Here is a 16,032-nt window from a genome sequence, read left to right on the forward strand (position 1 = left end):
GTTCATCCTTTAGATTCGGACTTTCGTCACTTTAAACACACACCACTGAACATCCAACATTAGGGCTTGCGGTCAGGTCAAGGTCCCGTAGCTTCAGTCCCGGTCAAACTGAGAAGGTTGCGACGCATACCAGTCCAGGATCTGCTCTCCTGTCCAGAACAACACATCCTTGCGCGCACGAATTTCAGTCAACAGTTGTTTGTAATATTTGAGACGATGGGGTGCCCCCATGATGTAGGGGTGAACCACCAAGGCCATCACACGTGCTGAATCGGCAGAGTCTTCATAAATTTGCTCAAATTGATCCATGCCCCGGCGGTAGTATTCCGAAGCGGTGTGGTGCTGAATCAGCATCATCGCGACATCGTTGCACTCTTGGGTGTAAGGCACGTTGACGATGGGTTGATGGCGTGTCTTCAAGACCACCGGTTGATCATCCAAAACCCAATCACACACGTACTCATAACCGTTCTCGGACAACAAGTCAGGGGTATGCCAGGTTTCTGTCAAGCCGGGCCCCAGCCAGCCGCGAGGACGTTTCTGAGTGAACGCCTTGATCGCTTCGGTGGTTTTGGCTATGTCTTCCTGCTCGTTTTCGACCTTCTGCATGTTTCTCTGGGTATAACCGTGGCCCATGAACTCCCATCCCCTGTCCAGAGCAGCCTGAGAGATCGGCTCATAGGCCTTGATGGCCGAACCATTGATGGCCAACACCGCCTTGATGTCGAGTTCATCAAGCACCTTCAACATCCGCCAGAAACCCACCCGGTTACCGTATTCATGCCACGCCCAGTTGGGAATATCAGGCATGGGCGATCCGCCTGCTGGCGGTGTCAGAACCGTTCTTGGCATCGTTTGATCGATGTCCCACTCTTCAATGTTCACGATGGTCCAGACCACCATGCGTGCCCCACCTGGCAACTTTAGCGGCTTTCGGGCGTTGATCGGAGAGTATTGAATTCTTTCCAAAGGCTTCATGTCATCAGCTCCTGGCACCAATGGTGATTTCCAAATTGCTCAATCCCTGGACCGTTCCACGAAGAACATCGCCAGGAAAAACGGGTGCAACCCCAGCCGGTGTTCCGGTGTAAATCAGATCGCCTTCTGCCAAGTCGTATGCATGCGAAAGCTTGCTGACAATTTCAGGCACATTCCAGATCATTTTTTCGATCACCGAATCCTGTTTGCTTTGCCCATTGACCGACACAGCAATGCGCCCACTCTGCAGGTGCCCAACCTCGGCGACCGTACGCAAATTGCCACAAGGTGCAGAGGCATCGAAACTCTTTCCAATTTCCCATGGCAAGCCATTTTTTCCGGATTCACGTTGGCGATCGCGCCGAGTCATGTCCAAACCCACTGCATAGCCAAAAACATGGTCCAGTGCCCTCTCTTGGCTGACCGAACGACCGGCCTTGCCGATGGCGATCACCAGTTCCACTTCAAACTGGAAGTCTTCGGTTTGCGGGGGGTAAGGCACCGTTTGTCCGCTCAGCACAATGGCGTCGCGAGGCTTCTGAAAAAAGAAGGGCGGGTCACGCTCATCCGACTCCTTCATTTCGCGAATATGCTCCAGGTAATTGCGACCCACGCAATAAATCCTTCTGACCGGAAAAAAGGTGTCCGACCCGTCAACTGGAACCACCACAACTTCGGGTAACTGAACTGCGTAGTGCATCACTTGGCTGTCTTTCTGGCGGTTTGGTACCAGTCCAGAATCTGCTCACCATTCCAGTGCATCACACCCGTATGTTTGGCCATGTGCTTGTAAACCTCTTCAAGGTATTTGATGCGGAAAGGCTGACCGGAAATATAGGGATGAATGGCAATGGCCATCACACGTGGACGGTCCGAGCCTTCCTCATACAAGCGGTCAAAGGTGTCGATGCACTTTTGCGTCCAGTAGGAAGCCTCATGGTGCTGTACAGCCATCATGGGGATATCGTTGTTTTCAACGGTATAGGGGATGGTGATCAGCGGACCATGCTCGGTTTGAATTTCGGTGGGCTCTTCGTCATAGACCCAGTCACCAATGTATTTGACGCCCGCTGCGGCCAGATGGTCAGGCGTTTCATTAGTTTGAGTCAGACCTGGGCCAAGCCAGCCCACAGGACGCTTGCCGGTGAATTTTTCAATCACATCCAATGAGCGCTTGATCATCGCAGGCTGGTCCGGCTCGAGGTGAATCGGGCCTTGCTGGTAGCTGTGGCCCATGAACTCCCAACCGGCATCCAGACACGCCTGAGCCACGCGGGGATAGTCTTCGCAAACACGGGCGTTGATGGACAAAGTGGGTTTGATGCCCAGCCTTTGGTAGAGCTCATGAAAGCGCCAGAATCCCACCCGCATGCCGTATTCGTGCCAGCTCCAATTGGGCACATCCGGCAAAAGCACAGCCCCTGTTGGCGCCGGTATGACCTGACGGGCCATGGGCTTGCTGATGTCCCAAACCTCCAAATTGACAATGGTCCAGACAATGATCTTGCCGTCATCGGGCAATTTCATTTTGGGGCGATCAACAATCGCACTGTAGGGAACTCGTTCGCGTGGAATCATGGTCATGTCTTCACTCCTTTATTTCTGGACGTAGTTGATTACCCAACTTTCAACAATCTGACTGCCCGCTTGCTTCAGGATCACGGACATGGGGCATCGCGCATTCAGGTCCTCGCGCAGACGAAGCATGTCGTCTTCAGTGCCTGAGGTCGTGGCATTCACCTTCAATTCAATAATAGGAAACGGCACAGGCACATCGGCCACCCGGTCAATGCCACGGTGGTCCAAATGGCCCAGCACATCGATCTTGTCGATCTTCAAATCGATCTTCATCTCCATCGCAATGCGGCGTGCAATCACATTGGTGCAACCGATCAAGGCACCCAATAAAGTCTCCAATGGCGTAGGCCCCACATCGGTGCCATGCCGGTAGGGTGGCTCATCGATCACAAACGAATGGCCACGCACACGCACTTCCGTGAGACTCGCTGTGGGCGCATAACCCTCCAACGCCACCTTGATCAACTTGTGCTCTTTGACATTCAGCACGCTATTTCCTTTTTGAGTGCCTCAAGACCCGGCTTGATCAGCGCTTCTAAGCTGTGAAAGTTGAACACGGCGCCCTTTTTTTGCCAAGCTTTGGCATTAGCCAAAGTGACAGGCAAACCAAAACGTTCACCCTGCTCCTTGATTTTTCGGGCGATGTGATCCAAAGCCTCTTGCACTTGAGGCACCGTGATATCGCCGCCAAAACCCATGCTGTGAGACAAGTCATAAGGCCCGATCAGGAACAAATCAAACCCTTTGACAGCCAGGATCTCATCGATATTTGTCATCCCTGCCTCAGACTCGATCTGGGGAATGATGATCATGTCACCCGCCCTGCTGCCACAGGCATAACTGACGGTTTCCAAAATAAGCCTTGCCTCTTGCGCCGTTTCAACCCGGGGAACGATCAAGCCATCAATGCCCCGATCCAGATAACTCACCCAGTCCTCCACCTGCCGGGTTTTGCTGCGGACCACCGCTGCTGCACCATGTCGCTGGGCCGCGCGAGCCATGGGCCCCACCATGTCGATGCCAATTCCGGCCCGTTCGCAATCGATGAACAAAATGTCTATGCCCAATTTGGACACCAAATCAGCCATGTCAAAACCACCAGCAAAGGTGTTGATGGCCAACACTGGCTGATTGGCTTGAATTTTGTTTTTGGCGTTGGATCGAAAATTCGTCATGCTTTTTTCAGTTCATTTAAAGACATGATTTCAGCGCTGGTCATCACAAATCCAAGCGCCGTTCGTATGCAAAGCAAAGCGGCATCGTGCAAACCAGGATCGTCCATGGTGTCCACACAGTCGCTGGGCACAATGACCGCGTAATCCTTGGAACAAGCGGCCGCAACAGTTGAAAGCACACAACTGTTGGTGTTGACACCCGTGATGATGAGGGTGTTGATCCCGTGGGCTCTCAATGTGAAATCCAGATCAGTTCCTACAAAGCAGTCGTAGCGCTTTTTGGTGTTCACGATCCAGTCTTTTTTCGCATCCAACACTTGCGGCATCACCGTGCACCCAGGTGATCCCTGCAAATTGTGGCGCTCCACATTTTTGCGCGTGGCATGCGGATCATCGGCTCGCGTTCTCCAAAACGGGTTGGACCGAATTTCAGGCACATCACGGTAAGTGGTCACCAAGTGGATGACAGGCCAATCCTGTTCACGGCACCAAGCAAACAATTGGGCGGCATTGCCCAGAACACGATCGGCTTGGGCCTGTGTCTTGACAGGCATGGTGGCCACAGAAAGGTCCATGTGGCCACGGTGCAAATCGATCGCGATGACGGCTGCTTTGACTTTGTCGACACCAAAATTCATGACAGCCTCAGATCAAAGGGTTGTGAGAAGTGCTCAGCAGTTTTTTCTGATCGATGCCAAAACGGTCTGCCAACCAATCGGCCAGAATTTCCTGACCGATGGTCGGGTTGTCATGCTGGCAATGCTCCGCGCCCGTCTCTTCTTCAGACAACAAGCGCAAGGTCACATCCACCCCCTTGGCCTTACCGTAGTCATAGACCTTCTTGGCTTGCGATACGGTCAACACATCGTGCCCACCGTGCATGACCAAAAACGGACACTTCATGTGATCAAGATGACCATCCAGGGTGAAGTCGCGCGCCTTTTCCATGGAAGCTTTCATGGTGGGTTTGCCAAAAACCCACTTGATGTGCTCAGCCAAGCCATGGTCTTCAGAGGCATTGCCCCAGAGGTCGGTGATGGCCCAGATGGCACCATGCGCAATGCAAGCGGCCAAACGCGGCTCATAACAACCCGCACGCGCAGCGTAATACCCTCCCAGGCTGGAGCCCGCCACAGCAATGCGCTTGGGATCCACATCGTCACGCTTTTCAAGCCAGTCAATGCACTTGCCAATGGGCACTTCGGTGTCGACCCTGTTAACGACGTTGTGGCGACGCAAAGTACCGCCCTGGCCGGGGCCGTCGATCATCAACACCGAGATGCCACGCTGAACAGCACCACGGGCTTGCATGAACCACATTTCATCCTTGATGGAATCCAGACCACCCATGCAAATCAACACGGGTTGGCGCTTCTCGGGGAAAGGCGCACGCACGAAGTAGCCGCAAATAGTGACCCCGTTTTCGTAAGGAATTTCAACCGCTTCACCCGCAGGATTCAAATGCGAAATGAACTTTTTGCTGCAAGCCTCCATCTTCTCGAATGTAGGCAAGCGACGAGGGTCATCGGGCTTGAGGAAAAATTCTGCCTGACGGTAATAGTCTGCAGCCCGCAAGTAACAGTTCATGGACGTTTTGATGTGTCCCAGGCTCTCTTCTTCGCAGCCGCGATGCCAGTTGCGATCACCAATGTGCATCCATTCTTTGTGCCAGCTTTCAAGATCTCCGGGAATCATGCGGCTGGCGGCTTGGAACACCTCACTGACCGAACCTCCACCCTCTTGGGTTTCGCCCAAGCCACGGCGGAACTGATACGCCAGCCAAGGGTGCTCTGGCCAGTGGTGCCAGCCGTAGGGCTCGTAATGCGGCAGTCGGTTTTCAGTGATTTTTTCGATCAGGTTGTCTTCTGACATGTGGAGAGTTCCCGCTGTTTGATTCCAGAATCATTCACTATTTTCAAGTGACTTGAATGATCATACGCAGGCCATTCAAACTGTCCACTGTTTTTTGTTAGTAGATACCCGATGACCGCTGCACCAAGCACTTCAGGCCACGCGCAATTCACGCACAGAAGTGGGTTCGAGCAACTTTAAAAGCTCTGAGAAAACAAGGTCAACCACCGTGCCGCCCCTTTCAGGGGCGCGCAAGAACAGGCATGCCTCAAGTTTGCGCATCCAAATCGGTGCTACAAGGTGCATCAACACAAGAGTGCACTGCGTTGGCACATCCAGCAAAGGCCGCATCCTTCAGTCTGTTCACAAATCAAGCATGCATGCCGTGGTGCGCGGCCCCAAAGCGTTGCGAAATAAATGAAAGGCCAGAAAAAAACGACAACTCAGGCTTTTTCACCGAGCCGCCCATCCCGGAAATCCGCCAAGGCTTGGTAAATTTCTTCCTTGGTGTTCATCACAAACGGGCCGTACTGCACGATGGGCTGCTTGAGCGGCTGACCCGCCACCAGGATCAGCTTGGCATCGGTACTGGCCTCAATCACCACACCATCGGCTTGCGGTGTGTTTTTCAAAATGGCCATGCGCTGCAGGGGCACGGCCTGCCCTGCGATGCGCACCTCGCCCCGGTACACGTACACAAAGGCGTTGTGGCCTTCGGGCAGTGTTTGCTCAAAACGCGAACCCTGAGGCATGTGCAGATCCAGAAACAATGGCTGGGTGATGTCGCGGGACACCGCGCCCTGCACGCCGTGGCTGGCCCCAGCAATCACCGTCACGGCCACGCCTTCGGGCGTCTGAAACTGAGGCAACTGCGCGTTCTGGAAATCGCGGTACCAAGGCGCTTGCATTTTTTCAGAGCTGTGCAGGTTCAGCCAGAGTTGAAAGCCCTCCATCACACCATCGGCTTGCTGCGGGATTTCGGAATGGATCACCCCTTGGCCCGCGGTCATCCATTGCACGCCGCCGTTTTGCAGCAGGCCTTCATTGCCCGCGCTGTCGCGGTGCAGCATGCGCCCGGCGATCATGTAGGTCACGGTTTCAAAACCCCGGTGCGGGTGGTCCGGAAATCCCGCGATGTAGTCGTCTGGCTTGTCGCTGCCAAAGGCGTCCAGCATCAAAAACGGATCGAGCCGATGCTGCAAATCTTGGGTGAGGATTCGGCTGAGTTTGACGCCCGCGCCATCCGAGGTGGCCTGGCCGGTGACCAGGCGCTCGATGGTGCGAGAGACGTGCACGGCGTGCGGGTTGGAAGCTTGAGACACAACCAATCCTTTTCAAAAACCAAACGATCAACCGGGACGGTGCAAGGCGCAGATCTTGTTGCCATCGGGGTCGCGCAAGTAAGCCAAGTAGATCTTGCCTGCGGGGCCTTCGCGAAAGCCGGGTGGGTTTTCGCAAGTGTTGCCGCCGTTGGCCACACCCGCCGCGTGAAAGGCATCGCCCTGCTCAGGGGATTTGACGGAGAAGCCAATGGTGCTGCCGTTGCCGTGGCAGGCGGGCTCGCCGTTGATGGGCGTGGTGATGCCAAAAGTGCCCGTAGGGCTGCGGTAGAAATAACGGTTGTTGTTGGCAACGCCCGGGCCATAGCCCAAGGTGCCCAACACAGCGTCATAAAACTTTTTGGAAACTTCCAGGTCTTTCACACCCACCATCACATGACTGAACATTGTTTTCTCCATGTAGACCCGTTGCAGGGCAAATTTGTAGAATATTCATGTTAGCGGATGCCGCCCAGGCAGGCAGCGCGCCCACCTTTTTAACCCTAAATCAACCCCAACTCAAGCCTGCTTCAAACTCTGCAAGCAGGCATGCGCAGGCCCGTCCCACTGCGGCGGCAGCTGGTGTTTGGCTTGCAAATAATGGTGGGTATAAACGTCCAAGTAGGCCTGAAGGGTTTCGGCTGCGTGCGCCTCACCCGCCAGCTCCAGGCACATGGCGGCCACTTCGCTGGTGCAAAAGTGGTCATCTCGCTTGGAGCGGCGCAACTGGTAGCGCGAGACCTGCTCGGGGTTCAAGCTGAGCACGGGCAAGGCGTTCAGGTAGGGGCTCTTGCGGAACATCTTGCGCGCTTCGGGCCAGGTGGCATCCAGCAAAATGAACAGTGGGCGTTGACCAGCGGGCAGGGGCTGCACCGCTTGCACTACCCGATCAGGCGTCACAAATTCACCTGGAAACACCACAAAGGTCTGCCACTGCGGATCGGCTAGCAGCGCCATCAAAGCCGGGTCTACCTCGGTGCGGGTCCAGCCGAAGGCAAAGGTGTCTGGCACCACATCGGCGATCAGCCAACCGGTGTTGCTGGGCTTGAGAGGTTCGATGTCGGCCATGAGCAAACACATGCCCGATTGGGTGGCCAACTCGGGTCGCACACCGCACAGGCAGTGACTGGGCACCAAGCGACAGCCGGGGCAGCGTTCACCCTTGATACCGCCACGCGCCAAGAAGGGTTTGGCGCTGCGGGCCAGGCGTTCAGCGCGCAAGTGCGAGACGGCGTGGGGCGCTTTCAAAGCCAAGGCGTTCTTCAAGCGGCAGGCGTGGCCATCCGCAGTCGACGGGCCGCCTCTTCGTCACGCGCATCGTCGATCTCGCGCAGCACGGCCGCCATGTCCACGTTGGCAGTCGACCACTCAAAACGACCGGTGAGCGGTGTTTCGTTGCTCAGCAATCCCGCTTGGTACAGGCTCCAGATTTCAGGGCCAAAGTCGGTCTTTAAAAGTGCTGGGGCAAATTGCCCGAAAAAGTCGCGCAGGTTGCCCACATCGCGCAGCAGCATGCGCTGGGCGTGGTTGTTGCCGGCCGCGTCCACCGCTTGCGGCAGGTCGATGATGACGGGCTCGTCCACCCCTGGCTGATCGCCCTCGCCCGGGATGTGCGCCAACAAAATGTTGAACTCTGACAAGTCGCCATGCACAACGCCCGCGCACAGCATGCGCACCACCTCGCCAATCAGGGTGGCGTGGTGCTGCAGGGCCTGCGCAGGCGTGAAAACCACATCGTTCAGGCGCGGCGCAGCATCGCCCTGCGCGTCGGTGACCAGTTCCATCAGCAGCACGCCGTCGAAAAAGTTGAACGGTCGGGGCACGCGCACACCCGCTGCGGCCAAGCGGTAAAGCGCATCGACCTCGGCACTTTGCCAGGTGGCCTCTTGTTCTTGCCTGCCAAACTTGCTGCCCTTGGCCATGGCGCGGGCCGAGCGCGAGTTCTTGACTTTGCGGTTTTCGGTGTAATCCACGGCTTGCCGAAAGCTGCGGTGGGTGGCCTCTTTGTAAATCTTGGCGCAGCGGGTCTCGTCGCCGCAGCGCACCACAAAGACCATGGCCTCCTTGCCGCTCATGAGCTGACGCACCACGGTGTCGATCAGGCCCTCTTCGACCAGGGCCTGGAGCCTCGGTGGTGCTTTCATGGGGTGGCTTCAGTGTTCAAGCAAGGCCCAGCCTGCGTGCTGGTTGGACTTGTTGTTTTCGTATTCCCAGGCCGCGCCGCAGCGGTCGCAGCGGTAGCGGGTGAAGCTGGCTTGGCCGTTGCCACGGTCTTCGCGGCTATGGGTGCCTTGTACCAGTTCGGCGTGGCCAGGGGCTTTGCGCCAATGGCGTTGAATGCCAGCGCAGGGTTCACACAAATCGGGCGCAGCAGGCTTGGGAGCGCTGGGGGTTGACGGGGTCATGAAGGGGGGATGTCCTGGACAATGCCTGAGCAGGCGATGCTTGCATTGTCGCCGCCTAAGGGCCTTGCAGCGCCTGAGCGTGACACGGACTGCGAAATATCTTCCCCGCGCTTGCAGGTGACAGACCACCCCACCAGACTGTGGCAGCATGAGCCCCAATTCAAACCAGCTGCCAGGAGACCGAACCATGCCCACCCCCACCCCCCTGCCCAATGCCCTGTCCTTTGGCCTGCAAGGCCGCGTGGCCATCGTCACCGGCGCGGCCAACGGCATTGGCGAGGCCTGTGCCCGGCGCTTTGCGGCTGAAGGAGCCCATGTGGTCCTGGCCGATGTGAACAGCGATCGCGGCGCTGCCGTGGCCGCCGAATTGCGCACCGCTGGCCACAGCGCCGGTTTCATGGCCTGCGACGTCTCCCGCAAGGCCGACGTCGACGCCTTGGTCGACCATGTGCTGCAGGCCTTTGGCAGCATCGACGTGCTGGTCAACAACGCGGGCATCTTCCGGGCGGCTGATTTTTTGGACGTGACCGAAGAGGACTTCGACGCCGTGATCAATGTGAACATCAAGGGCTCTTTCCTGATGGGCCAGGCCGCTGCCCGCGTCATGAAAAGCACTGGCGGGGGTTCCATCGTCAACATGAGTTCAGTCAACGCGGTGCTGGCCATTCCCAATATCGCCAGCTACAACGTGAGCAAAGGCGGCATCAACCAGCTCACACGCGCCATGTCCCTGGCACTGGCGGACTTCGGCATCCGAGTGAACGCGGTGGCCCCGGGCACCATTGCCACCGAACTGGCCCGCCAGGCGGTGCTGACCAGCGAGGCTGCCGAAAAGAAAATCATGATGCGCACGCCCATGAAGCGCTTGGGCGAGCCCGACGAGGTGGCCAAGGTGGTGGCCTTTTTGGCCAGCGATGCGGCCAGCTACATCACCGGCGAAATCGTCACCGTGGACGGCGGGCGCATGGCACTCAATTACACCGTGCCAATTTGAAGAAAGTACCCTGATGTGATCATCCCTATCAACCCACCCCATACATCACTTGAGGCTTGGCTGGCCCAAGAAAAGGCCGTGCGCCAGCGGCTGGATGCTGGCGCTGGGCCCGGCGTAGCTCGCCCGGACCAGGTGGCAGGAAAAACCGGCTTGGAGGTCATGCAAGGCCTGCTCAGCGGCGAACTGCCCTACGCCAGCATCGCCAAAACACTCGACTTTGTGCTCATCGAGGTCAGCGCCGGCCAAGCCATTTTTCAAGGCACGCCAGGCTTGAACCACATGAACCCGCTGGGCACGGTGCACGGCGGCTGGTTTGCCACCTTGCTCGACTCGGCCCTGGGCTGCGCCGTCCACACCATGATGCCGCCCGGTCGCGGCTACACCACGGCCGACCTGAGCGTCAAGCTCGTCAAAGCCCTCACCCCCAAAGTGCAGCGCGTGCGTGCCATTGGCCAAGTGGTGCACTGCGGCCGCCAGTTGGCCACCGCCGAAGCCCGGCTGGTCGGGCCCGACGGCACCCTGTACGCCCATGCCAGCACGGCCTGCCTTGTTTTTGAAATGCCATCACCCACCGGAAATAAACCATGAGACTTCTTCACACCATGCTGCGCGTGGGCAACCTCCAGCGCTCGATCGACTTTTATACAAAGGTGCTGGGCATGACGCTCAACCGCACCTCCGAAAACCCCGAGTACAAGTACTCCTTGGCCTTTGTCGGGTATGGCAAAAATCCAGACCATGCAGAGATCGAGTTGACCTACAACTGGGGCACCGAGAGTTATGACATCGGCACGGCTTTTGGTCACATTGCCTTGGGTGTGCCAGACGCCTACGCGGCTTGCGAAAAAATCAAAGCTGCTGGAGGCCAAGTCACGCGTGAAGCAGGCCCCGTCAAAGGCGGCACCACTGTGATCGCGTTTGTGACCGACCCCGATGGTTACAAGATCGAGCTGATCCAGCGGACGGAATAGGCAAGCGCCAGAGCATTGCGGCCCGGGCCATGGATGGGGTGATGTCTGCACACCCCGATGGCGTCTTAGTCGATCGCTATTTGTGCGTCACGAATGACCTTGGCCCATTTTTCGGTATCTCGTTGGGTCCAGGCTTGGACTTCTTCGGCTGAACCTGGCTGCAGCTCTGTGCCCGCAGCTTCTATCTTGGCCACCAAGGCCGGTGTCTTCAAGGCTTTTGTTAAAGCCATGTTGATGCTGTCCGTTACGGCCTTGGGGGTGTTCAAAGGCGCATACATGGCGTACCAGGTGTTGTAGTCAAAGCCAGGCAAAGTCGTGGCCATGAGTGGCAATGATTTGGTGGCGGCAGACCGACTTGGCGAGGTGGCGGCGAGCACTTTGACCAGACCCTTATCGGCCAAGCCTTGCAAGGAAGGCAGACTGCTGAACATGGCGCTGACTTCGCCAGAAATCAAATCGTTCACCGCACCTGAGCTGCCTTTGTAGGGCACATGAAGCACGTTGGTTTTAGACAGTAACTTGAACATTTCCATGCCCAAATGGGCGGTGCCGCCAGTGCCTGCAGAAGCAAAACTCACTTTGCCGGGGTTGGCTTTAGCGAAATCGATGAGCTCTGGAATACTCTTGACCGGCAACTTGGCAGAAACCACCAACACGTGCGGGCCGGTCGAGATGGTGGACACAGGTTTGAGCTTGGCCACCAAGTCAGCGCCTCCGCGCTTGCTCAGCATAGGTTGCAACACCATGTTGCCAAAGGCTGCCAAAAGCAGGGTATGCCCATCCGGTTCAGCGCGCGCCACAACACCCAGTGCGGGCACGCCCATGCCACCCCCTTGATTTTCGACGGTCACGCTCTGTTTGAGGTCGGCTGTCAACACCAAGGCCAACTCACGCGCCACCAAGTCTGCAGGACCACCCGCAGCATAAGGAACAATCAATTTGACAGGTTTATTCGGCCAAGCACTGGTTTGCGCCTGTACACCCAAGTGAAGGCTGGCGAGCACGCTGAAAGCCAACAAGACCAAGCTGTGCGCGGAAAAATTTAACATTCAAAATCCCTGAGTTAAGCTGAACCTGATGGACAGCGACCAACAGGCGGTCATCGCGCAAGGTGGCCGTGAGGCCTAGATGTTAGCTTGACTCAGATGGGGCGGTCATCGCACCCATTGGCGTGTGGCACGGGCCAGCGACTCGATGCGCACCCAGTCGCCTTGGACCAGTGCATCGGCAGGCACCAGCCATGAGCCACCCACGCAGGCCACATTGGGCAGGCTCAAAAACTCCAATGCATTACCCGGTGTAACGCCGCCGGTTGGGCAAAACTTCACATCAAAGAACGGGCCGCTCCAGGCCTTGAGCATGGCAGGGCCGCCCGCTTGCATGGCAGGGAAGAATTTGAGTTCGGTGTAACCGTCTTCTTGGGCCATCATGATTTCGCTGCCGGTGGCCACACCGGGCAGCAATGACAAACCGTGGTCGCGGCAAGCTTGGCCGACTGTCTTGGTGTAGCCGGGGCTTACCGCAAAACGGGCACCGGCTTTGGCGGCTGCTGCGGCGTCAGCTGGGCTGCGCACCGTGCCGGCACCAACCACGGCGCCCTCCACTTCCTTGGCAATCGCTTCCATGCAGGCCAGGGCCTGCGGGGTGCGCAAGGTGACTTCGAGCATGCGGATGCCACCGGCCACCAGCGCACGCGCCATGGGCACCGCATGCGCCACATCGTGCAACACGATCACTGGGATCACCGGGGCGTCTTGCATCACTTGGAGGGCGGTCAGTTTTCCACTCAGATTCACAGCCATGTGCAGGCTCCTTCTTCGGCTTTGAGCGCATTGCGGCGCAGGTTGGCAAACAGTTCACGGCCCATGCCCACGCCATTGGCGGCGCGCAGATCGGGGGGCATTTGGGCCAGTGGGCGGGCGGCCCATTCGGCTTCGCTCACCAGCACATGCAGGGTGCCCAACACGCCGTCGATCCGGATCAAATCGCCGTCTTGTACTTTGGCCAGCGGGCCGCCTGCTGCGGCTTCGGGTGAGACGTGGATGGCGGCAGGCACTTTGCCCGACGCGCCGCTCATGCGGCCATCGGTGACCAGCGCCACCTTGTAGCCTTTGCCCTGCAGCACGGCCAGCGGTGGCGTGAGTTTGTGCAGCTCGGGCATGCCGTTGGCCTGCGGGCCCTGCCAGCGCACCACGCAGACCACCCCGCCCGAAGGGTGGTTCAAGCACAGGCTGTCGAGTTCGCCCTCTTTGAACGCGGCTTGCAATTCTTCCTGAGAATTGAACACCAGCGCGGGGGCTTCGATGAAGTGCAGCGCTTCGGGCACAGCAGAAATCTTGATCACACTTCGGCCCAGATTGCCTTGCAGCAATTTCAAGCCCCCCGTAGCGCTGAAGGGACTGCTGGCCGGGCGCACCACGGTGTCATCTTGGCTGACTCCTGCCTCATGCCAGACCAGCTGGCCATTTTGGGCAGACGGGATGCGGGTAAATTCACGCAGGCCACCTGGGCGCACCGTCAGCACATCGGCGTGCATGAATCCGGCGTCGAGCAACTCGCGGATCACATAGCCCGGACCACCTGCGGCCTGGAACTGGTTCACGTCGGCGCTGCCGTTGGGGTACACGCGGGTCAGCAGCGGCACCACGTCCGACAGGGCCGAGAAGTCGTCCCAGTCGATCACGATGCCCGCTGCACGCGCCACCGCCACCCAGTGGATCAGGTGGTTGGTCGAGCCGCCCGTGGCCAGCAGGGCCACCATGGCGTTGACCATGCAGCGCTCATCGACCACATACCCAATGGGGGTGAAGTTTTTGTCCTTGACCAGCCCCAGCACGGTGCGGGCCGCTTCGCGGGTCAACTCGGTGCGCACGCCCTCGCCCGGGTTGATGAAGGCCGTGCCCGGCACCTGCAGGCCCATGGCTTCGAGCAGCATTTGGTTGCTGTTGGCCGTGCCGTAAAAGGTGCAGGTGCCTTCGCCGTGGTAAGCCTTTGATTCGGCCTCCAACAATTCGGCGCGGCCCACCAGTCCCAAAGCCGCTTGTTCGCGTACCTTGGATTTTTCATTGTTGGACAAGCCGCTGGTCATGGGGCCAGCAGGCACAAAAACCGTGGGCAAATGGCCAAATTGCAAAGCGCCAATGAGCAGGCCCGGCACGATCTTGTCGCACACACCCAGCATCAAGGCGGCGTCGAACACGTCATGGCTGAGAGAGACGGCCGTGGACATGGCGATCACGTCGCGGCTGAACAGGCTGAGCTCCATGCCCGGCGTGCCCTGCGTGACGCCATCGCACATGGCGGGCACGCCCCCAGCCACTTGGGCCGTGGCGCCCTGCTTTCGGGCTTCGTCTTTGATGAGATCGGGGTAATGCTGCAGCGGAGCGTGGGCCGACAGCAAGTCGTTGTAGGCATTGACGATCCCGATGTTGGGTGCTCGAGGAGCCAACACCTTGATTTTGTCGAGCGCCGTGGCGCGGCTCTTGTCGCCCTCGGGCATGGCGGCAAAGGCGTGGGCCACGTTGGCGCATCCCAGGCGCTGAGCACCGGGGTCCCGACCGGCGGCAGCCTCGACTTGCTGCAAATAAGCTTGGCGGGTGGGTCTGCTGCGCTCGGTGATGCGGGCTGTGACGGACACCAAAGTCGGGTGAAGTGTCATGTTTTGACGCCGGATGAGGCGTAGTAACTAAATTACATGACCGATGGTAACCGCGTTCCCCTGCTTTAGCGCGTTTGGCAAGTTACGGACAGGGTACAACTTACTGAAGACAGCTGAGCGCCGTAAAAAAACCCGCTAAGGCGGGTTTTTGGCAGGCCCGTGACGCGTTACTTGGCAGCGGATGCGTTCGCGGCGGCGGGCGCTGCAGAGGCTTCCGCTGCGGGCGCTGATGCGTCTGCTGCTGGCGCAGAAGCTTCGGCTACTGGCGCTGATACTGCCGCTGGCACTGCCGGTGTTGTTTTTTTGCTTTTGGCAATGCCAAAGCCGACTGCCAGGCCCACGGCCAGCAAGACTGCTGCGGCAACAACGGCCAAAGCCACGGGTTGGTTGTCATCTTCTTGGGTCGACATGGGTTTTTTCTCCGAAAATAATAGGAATATTGTAATAGGGCCTCGTTGCACATGACCGACATCCAAGCCGTCACAGCCCAAGCGCCAGCCGCTGACAGTAGCCCCACGCACTTCAAGGGCGATTTGCTCGACCACTTCAGGGCGCAAACCGCTGGCCAAGATTTGTGGGTGTTTGGCTACGCCTCTCTTTTGTGGCGCCCCGAGTTCGAAGCGCAGGAGCAGCACCTCTCACGCGTTTGGGGGTGGCACCGCGCCCTGAAAATGTGGAGCCGTCTGAACCGGGGCAGCCCCGAGTGCCCAGGTTTGGTGTTTGCCTTGTTGCCCGGCGGCAGTTGCCAAGGCGTGGCTTACCGAGTGGCCCGAGACCAGGCCGACGCGGTATTGGTGCGGTTGTGGGAGCGGGAAATGCCCATGGATATTTACACCCCCAGCTGGCTGCCCTGCGCCACCCCACAAGGCACGGTACGGGCCTTGGCCTTCACATTGCCCCGCAGCAGCCCCAGCTACACCGGGCACTTATCAGCCGAGAGCTATCGGCAAATTTTTCAGCAAGCTTGCGGCCGCTTTGGCACCACGTTTGACTATGCCTTGCAGACCTACCGCAGCCTGCAAGCCCACGGCATCGAAGACCGGGCCTTGGCCGCTTTGCTGCGCCACGCCGACTGAGCGTTGAGCGTGGTGCGTGGTGCGGAT

Annotated in this window: 20 protein-coding genes; 4 read left to right on the forward strand and 16 right to left on the reverse strand. The window is 58.3% G+C overall.

What is annotated here, in order from left to right:
* Nucleotides 1-93: 93 nt before the first annotated feature.
* The 12 genes from B9Z49_RS10505 to B9Z49_RS10565 all read right to left on the reverse strand — a co-directional run bounded on the left by B9Z49_RS10505 (nucleotide 94) and on the right by B9Z49_RS10565 (nucleotide 9,306).
* Entirely contained in the window at nucleotides 94-978 is an 885-nt protein-coding gene (locus B9Z49_RS10505) for a polysaccharide deacetylase family protein (protein WP_108353381.1), read from the reverse strand.
* Between the two features lie 4 nt (nucleotides 979-982).
* Nucleotides 983-1,591, reverse strand: a complete 609-nt coding sequence (locus B9Z49_RS10510) for a fumarylacetoacetate hydrolase family protein (RefSeq protein ID WP_233254590.1) — start codon at nucleotides 1,589-1,591, stop codon at nucleotides 983-985.
* Nucleotides 1,592-1,677: 86 nt separating this feature from the next.
* A complete protein-coding gene (locus B9Z49_RS10515) occupies nucleotides 1,678-2,562 on the reverse strand; it encodes a polysaccharide deacetylase family protein (protein WP_108353383.1) in 885 nt (294 codons plus the stop codon).
* Between the two features lie 12 nt (nucleotides 2,563-2,574).
* On the reverse strand, nucleotides 2,575-3,045 hold the full coding sequence (locus B9Z49_RS10520; RefSeq protein WP_108353384.1) for an OsmC family protein: 471 nt from the start codon (nucleotides 3,043-3,045) through the stop codon (nucleotides 2,575-2,577).
* Entirely contained in the window at nucleotides 3,039-3,731 is a 693-nt protein-coding gene (locus B9Z49_RS10525) for an HpcH/HpaI aldolase/citrate lyase family protein (RefSeq protein WP_108353385.1), read from the reverse strand. Before B9Z49_RS10525 ends, B9Z49_RS10520 begins: the two co-directional genes overlap by 7 nt.
* Nucleotides 3,728-4,369, reverse strand: coding sequence for a cysteine hydrolase family protein (locus tag B9Z49_RS10530; protein WP_108353386.1), 642 nt, complete (start codon nucleotides 4,367-4,369; stop codon nucleotides 3,728-3,730). The genes B9Z49_RS10525 and B9Z49_RS10530 overlap by 4 nt, the downstream gene beginning before the upstream one ends.
* A gap of 7 nt (nucleotides 4,370-4,376) precedes the next feature.
* The gene (locus B9Z49_RS10535) at nucleotides 4,377-5,603 is read right to left on the reverse strand and encodes a S9 family peptidase (RefSeq protein WP_108353387.1); all 1,227 of its coding nucleotides are present in this window, start codon (nucleotides 5,601-5,603) and stop codon (nucleotides 4,377-4,379) included.
* A gap of 422 nt (nucleotides 5,604-6,025) precedes the next feature.
* Complete coding sequence (locus tag B9Z49_RS10545; protein ID WP_108353445.1) at nucleotides 6,026-6,904, reverse strand: pirin family protein; 879 nt, start codon at nucleotides 6,902-6,904, stop codon at nucleotides 6,026-6,028.
* 27 nt (nucleotides 6,905-6,931) lie between these two features.
* Nucleotides 6,932-7,309: a VOC family protein gene (locus tag B9Z49_RS10550; RefSeq protein WP_108353446.1), complete on the reverse strand. Its 378-nt coding sequence runs from the start codon at nucleotides 7,307-7,309 to the stop codon at nucleotides 6,932-6,934.
* A gap of 111 nt (nucleotides 7,310-7,420) precedes the next feature.
* Entirely contained in the window at nucleotides 7,421-8,155 is a 735-nt protein-coding gene (locus B9Z49_RS10555; RefSeq protein ID WP_199225035.1) for a tRNA-uridine aminocarboxypropyltransferase, read from the reverse strand.
* Nucleotides 8,156-8,163: 8 nt separating this feature from the next.
* Nucleotides 8,164-9,045, reverse strand: coding sequence for a PA4780 family RIO1-like protein kinase (locus tag B9Z49_RS10560; RefSeq protein WP_108353389.1), 882 nt, complete (start codon nucleotides 9,043-9,045; stop codon nucleotides 8,164-8,166).
* Nucleotides 9,046-9,054: 9 nt separating this feature from the next.
* Nucleotides 9,055-9,306, reverse strand: coding sequence for a hypothetical protein (locus tag B9Z49_RS10565; protein WP_108353390.1), 252 nt, complete (start codon nucleotides 9,304-9,306; stop codon nucleotides 9,055-9,057).
* Between the two features lie 187 nt (nucleotides 9,307-9,493).
* On the opposite strand from B9Z49_RS10565, the gene B9Z49_RS10570 reads away from it, so the two are divergent.
* Genes B9Z49_RS10570 through gloA form a run of 3 tightly spaced genes read left to right on the forward strand, consistent with a single transcriptional unit; the run spans nucleotide 9,494 to nucleotide 11,271 of the window.
* On the forward strand, nucleotides 9,494-10,300 hold the full coding sequence (locus tag B9Z49_RS10570; protein WP_108353448.1) for an SDR family NAD(P)-dependent oxidoreductase: 807 nt from the start codon (nucleotides 9,494-9,496) through the stop codon (nucleotides 10,298-10,300).
* Nucleotides 10,301-10,315: 15 nt separating this feature from the next.
* Complete coding sequence (locus B9Z49_RS10575) at nucleotides 10,316-10,888, forward strand: PaaI family thioesterase (RefSeq protein ID WP_233254591.1); 573 nt, start codon at nucleotides 10,316-10,318, stop codon at nucleotides 10,886-10,888.
* Nucleotides 10,885-11,271: a lactoylglutathione lyase gene (gene gloA, locus B9Z49_RS10580; protein WP_108353391.1), complete on the forward strand. Its 387-nt coding sequence runs from the start codon at nucleotides 10,885-10,887 to the stop codon at nucleotides 11,269-11,271. The genes B9Z49_RS10575 and gloA overlap by 4 nt, the downstream gene beginning before the upstream one ends.
* Before the next feature lie 65 nt (nucleotides 11,272-11,336).
* Here the strand turns inward: gloA and B9Z49_RS10585 are convergent, their stop codons facing one another.
* From B9Z49_RS10585 to B9Z49_RS10600, 4 genes are all read right to left on the reverse strand, one after another.
* Entirely contained in the window at nucleotides 11,337-12,320 is a 984-nt protein-coding gene (locus B9Z49_RS10585; RefSeq protein ID WP_108353392.1) for a tripartite tricarboxylate transporter substrate binding protein, read from the reverse strand.
* 105 nt (nucleotides 12,321-12,425) lie between these two features.
* Nucleotides 12,426-13,073, reverse strand: coding sequence for a bifunctional 4-hydroxy-2-oxoglutarate aldolase/2-dehydro-3-deoxy-phosphogluconate aldolase (locus B9Z49_RS10590; RefSeq protein ID WP_108353393.1), 648 nt, complete (start codon nucleotides 13,071-13,073; stop codon nucleotides 12,426-12,428).
* Nucleotides 13,064-14,929 (reverse strand): phosphogluconate dehydratase, encoded by a 1,866-nt coding sequence (edd, locus tag B9Z49_RS10595; protein WP_108353394.1) that lies wholly within the window; start codon nucleotides 14,927-14,929, stop codon nucleotides 13,064-13,066. The genes B9Z49_RS10590 and edd overlap by 10 nt, the downstream gene beginning before the upstream one ends.
* A gap of 167 nt (nucleotides 14,930-15,096) precedes the next feature.
* Nucleotides 15,097-15,339, reverse strand: coding sequence for a hypothetical protein (locus B9Z49_RS10600; protein WP_199225036.1), 243 nt, complete (start codon nucleotides 15,337-15,339; stop codon nucleotides 15,097-15,099).
* 51 nt (nucleotides 15,340-15,390) lie between these two features.
* On the opposite strand from B9Z49_RS10600, the gene B9Z49_RS10605 reads away from it, so the two are divergent.
* A complete protein-coding gene (locus B9Z49_RS10605) occupies nucleotides 15,391-16,005 on the forward strand; it encodes a gamma-glutamylcyclotransferase (protein WP_108353395.1) in 615 nt (204 codons plus the stop codon).
* Nucleotides 16,006-16,032 lie beyond the last annotated feature (27 nt).

It is taken from the genome of Limnohabitans sp. 2KL-51 (assembly GCF_003063645.1).
Classification (GTDB): Bacteria; Pseudomonadota; Gammaproteobacteria; order Burkholderiales; family Burkholderiaceae_C; genus Limnohabitans_A.

Coding starts and splice junctions, on each gene's coding strand:
- B9Z49_RS10530 (WP_108353386.1), bottom strand. CDS start 4,369: ATGAATTTTGGTGTCGACAAAGTCAAAGCAGCCGTCATCGCGATCGAT.
- gloA (WP_108353391.1), top strand. CDS start 10,885: ATGAGACTTCTTCACACCATGCTGCGCGTGGGCAACCTCCAGCGCTCG.
- B9Z49_RS10515 (WP_108353383.1), bottom strand. CDS start 2,562: ATGACCATGATTCCACGCGAACGAGTTCCCTACAGTGCGATTGTTGAT.
- B9Z49_RS10590 (WP_108353393.1), bottom strand. CDS start 13,073: ATGGCTGTGAATCTGAGTGGAAAACTGACCGCCCTCCAAGTGATGCAA.
- B9Z49_RS10525 (WP_108353385.1), bottom strand. CDS start 3,731: ATGACGAATTTTCGATCCAACGCCAAAAACAAAATTCAAGCCAATCAG.
- B9Z49_RS10585 (WP_108353392.1), bottom strand. CDS start 12,320: ATGTTAAATTTTTCCGCGCACAGCTTGGTCTTGTTGGCTTTCAGCGTG.
- B9Z49_RS10600 (WP_199225036.1), bottom strand. CDS start 15,339: ATGTCGACCCAAGAAGATGACAACCAACCCGTGGCTTTGGCCGTTGTT.
- B9Z49_RS10565 (WP_108353390.1), bottom strand. CDS start 9,306: ATGACCCCGTCAACCCCCAGCGCTCCCAAGCCTGCTGCGCCCGATTTG.
- B9Z49_RS10570 (WP_108353448.1), top strand. CDS start 9,494: ATGCCCACCCCCACCCCCCTGCCCAATGCCCTGTCCTTTGGCCTGCAA.
- edd (WP_108353394.1), bottom strand. CDS start 14,929: ATGACACTTCACCCGACTTTGGTGTCCGTCACAGCCCGCATCACCGAG.
- B9Z49_RS10560 (WP_108353389.1), bottom strand. CDS start 9,045: ATGAAAGCACCACCGAGGCTCCAGGCCCTGGTCGAAGAGGGCCTGATC.
- B9Z49_RS10550 (WP_108353446.1), bottom strand. CDS start 7,309: ATGTTCAGTCATGTGATGGTGGGTGTGAAAGACCTGGAAGTTTCCAAA.
- B9Z49_RS10505 (WP_108353381.1), bottom strand. CDS start 978: ATGAAGCCTTTGGAAAGAATTCAATACTCTCCGATCAACGCCCGAAAG.
- B9Z49_RS10605 (WP_108353395.1), top strand. CDS start 15,391: ATGACCGACATCCAAGCCGTCACAGCCCAAGCGCCAGCCGCTGACAGT.
- B9Z49_RS10535 (WP_108353387.1), bottom strand. CDS start 5,603: ATGTCAGAAGACAACCTGATCGAAAAAATCACTGAAAACCGACTGCCG.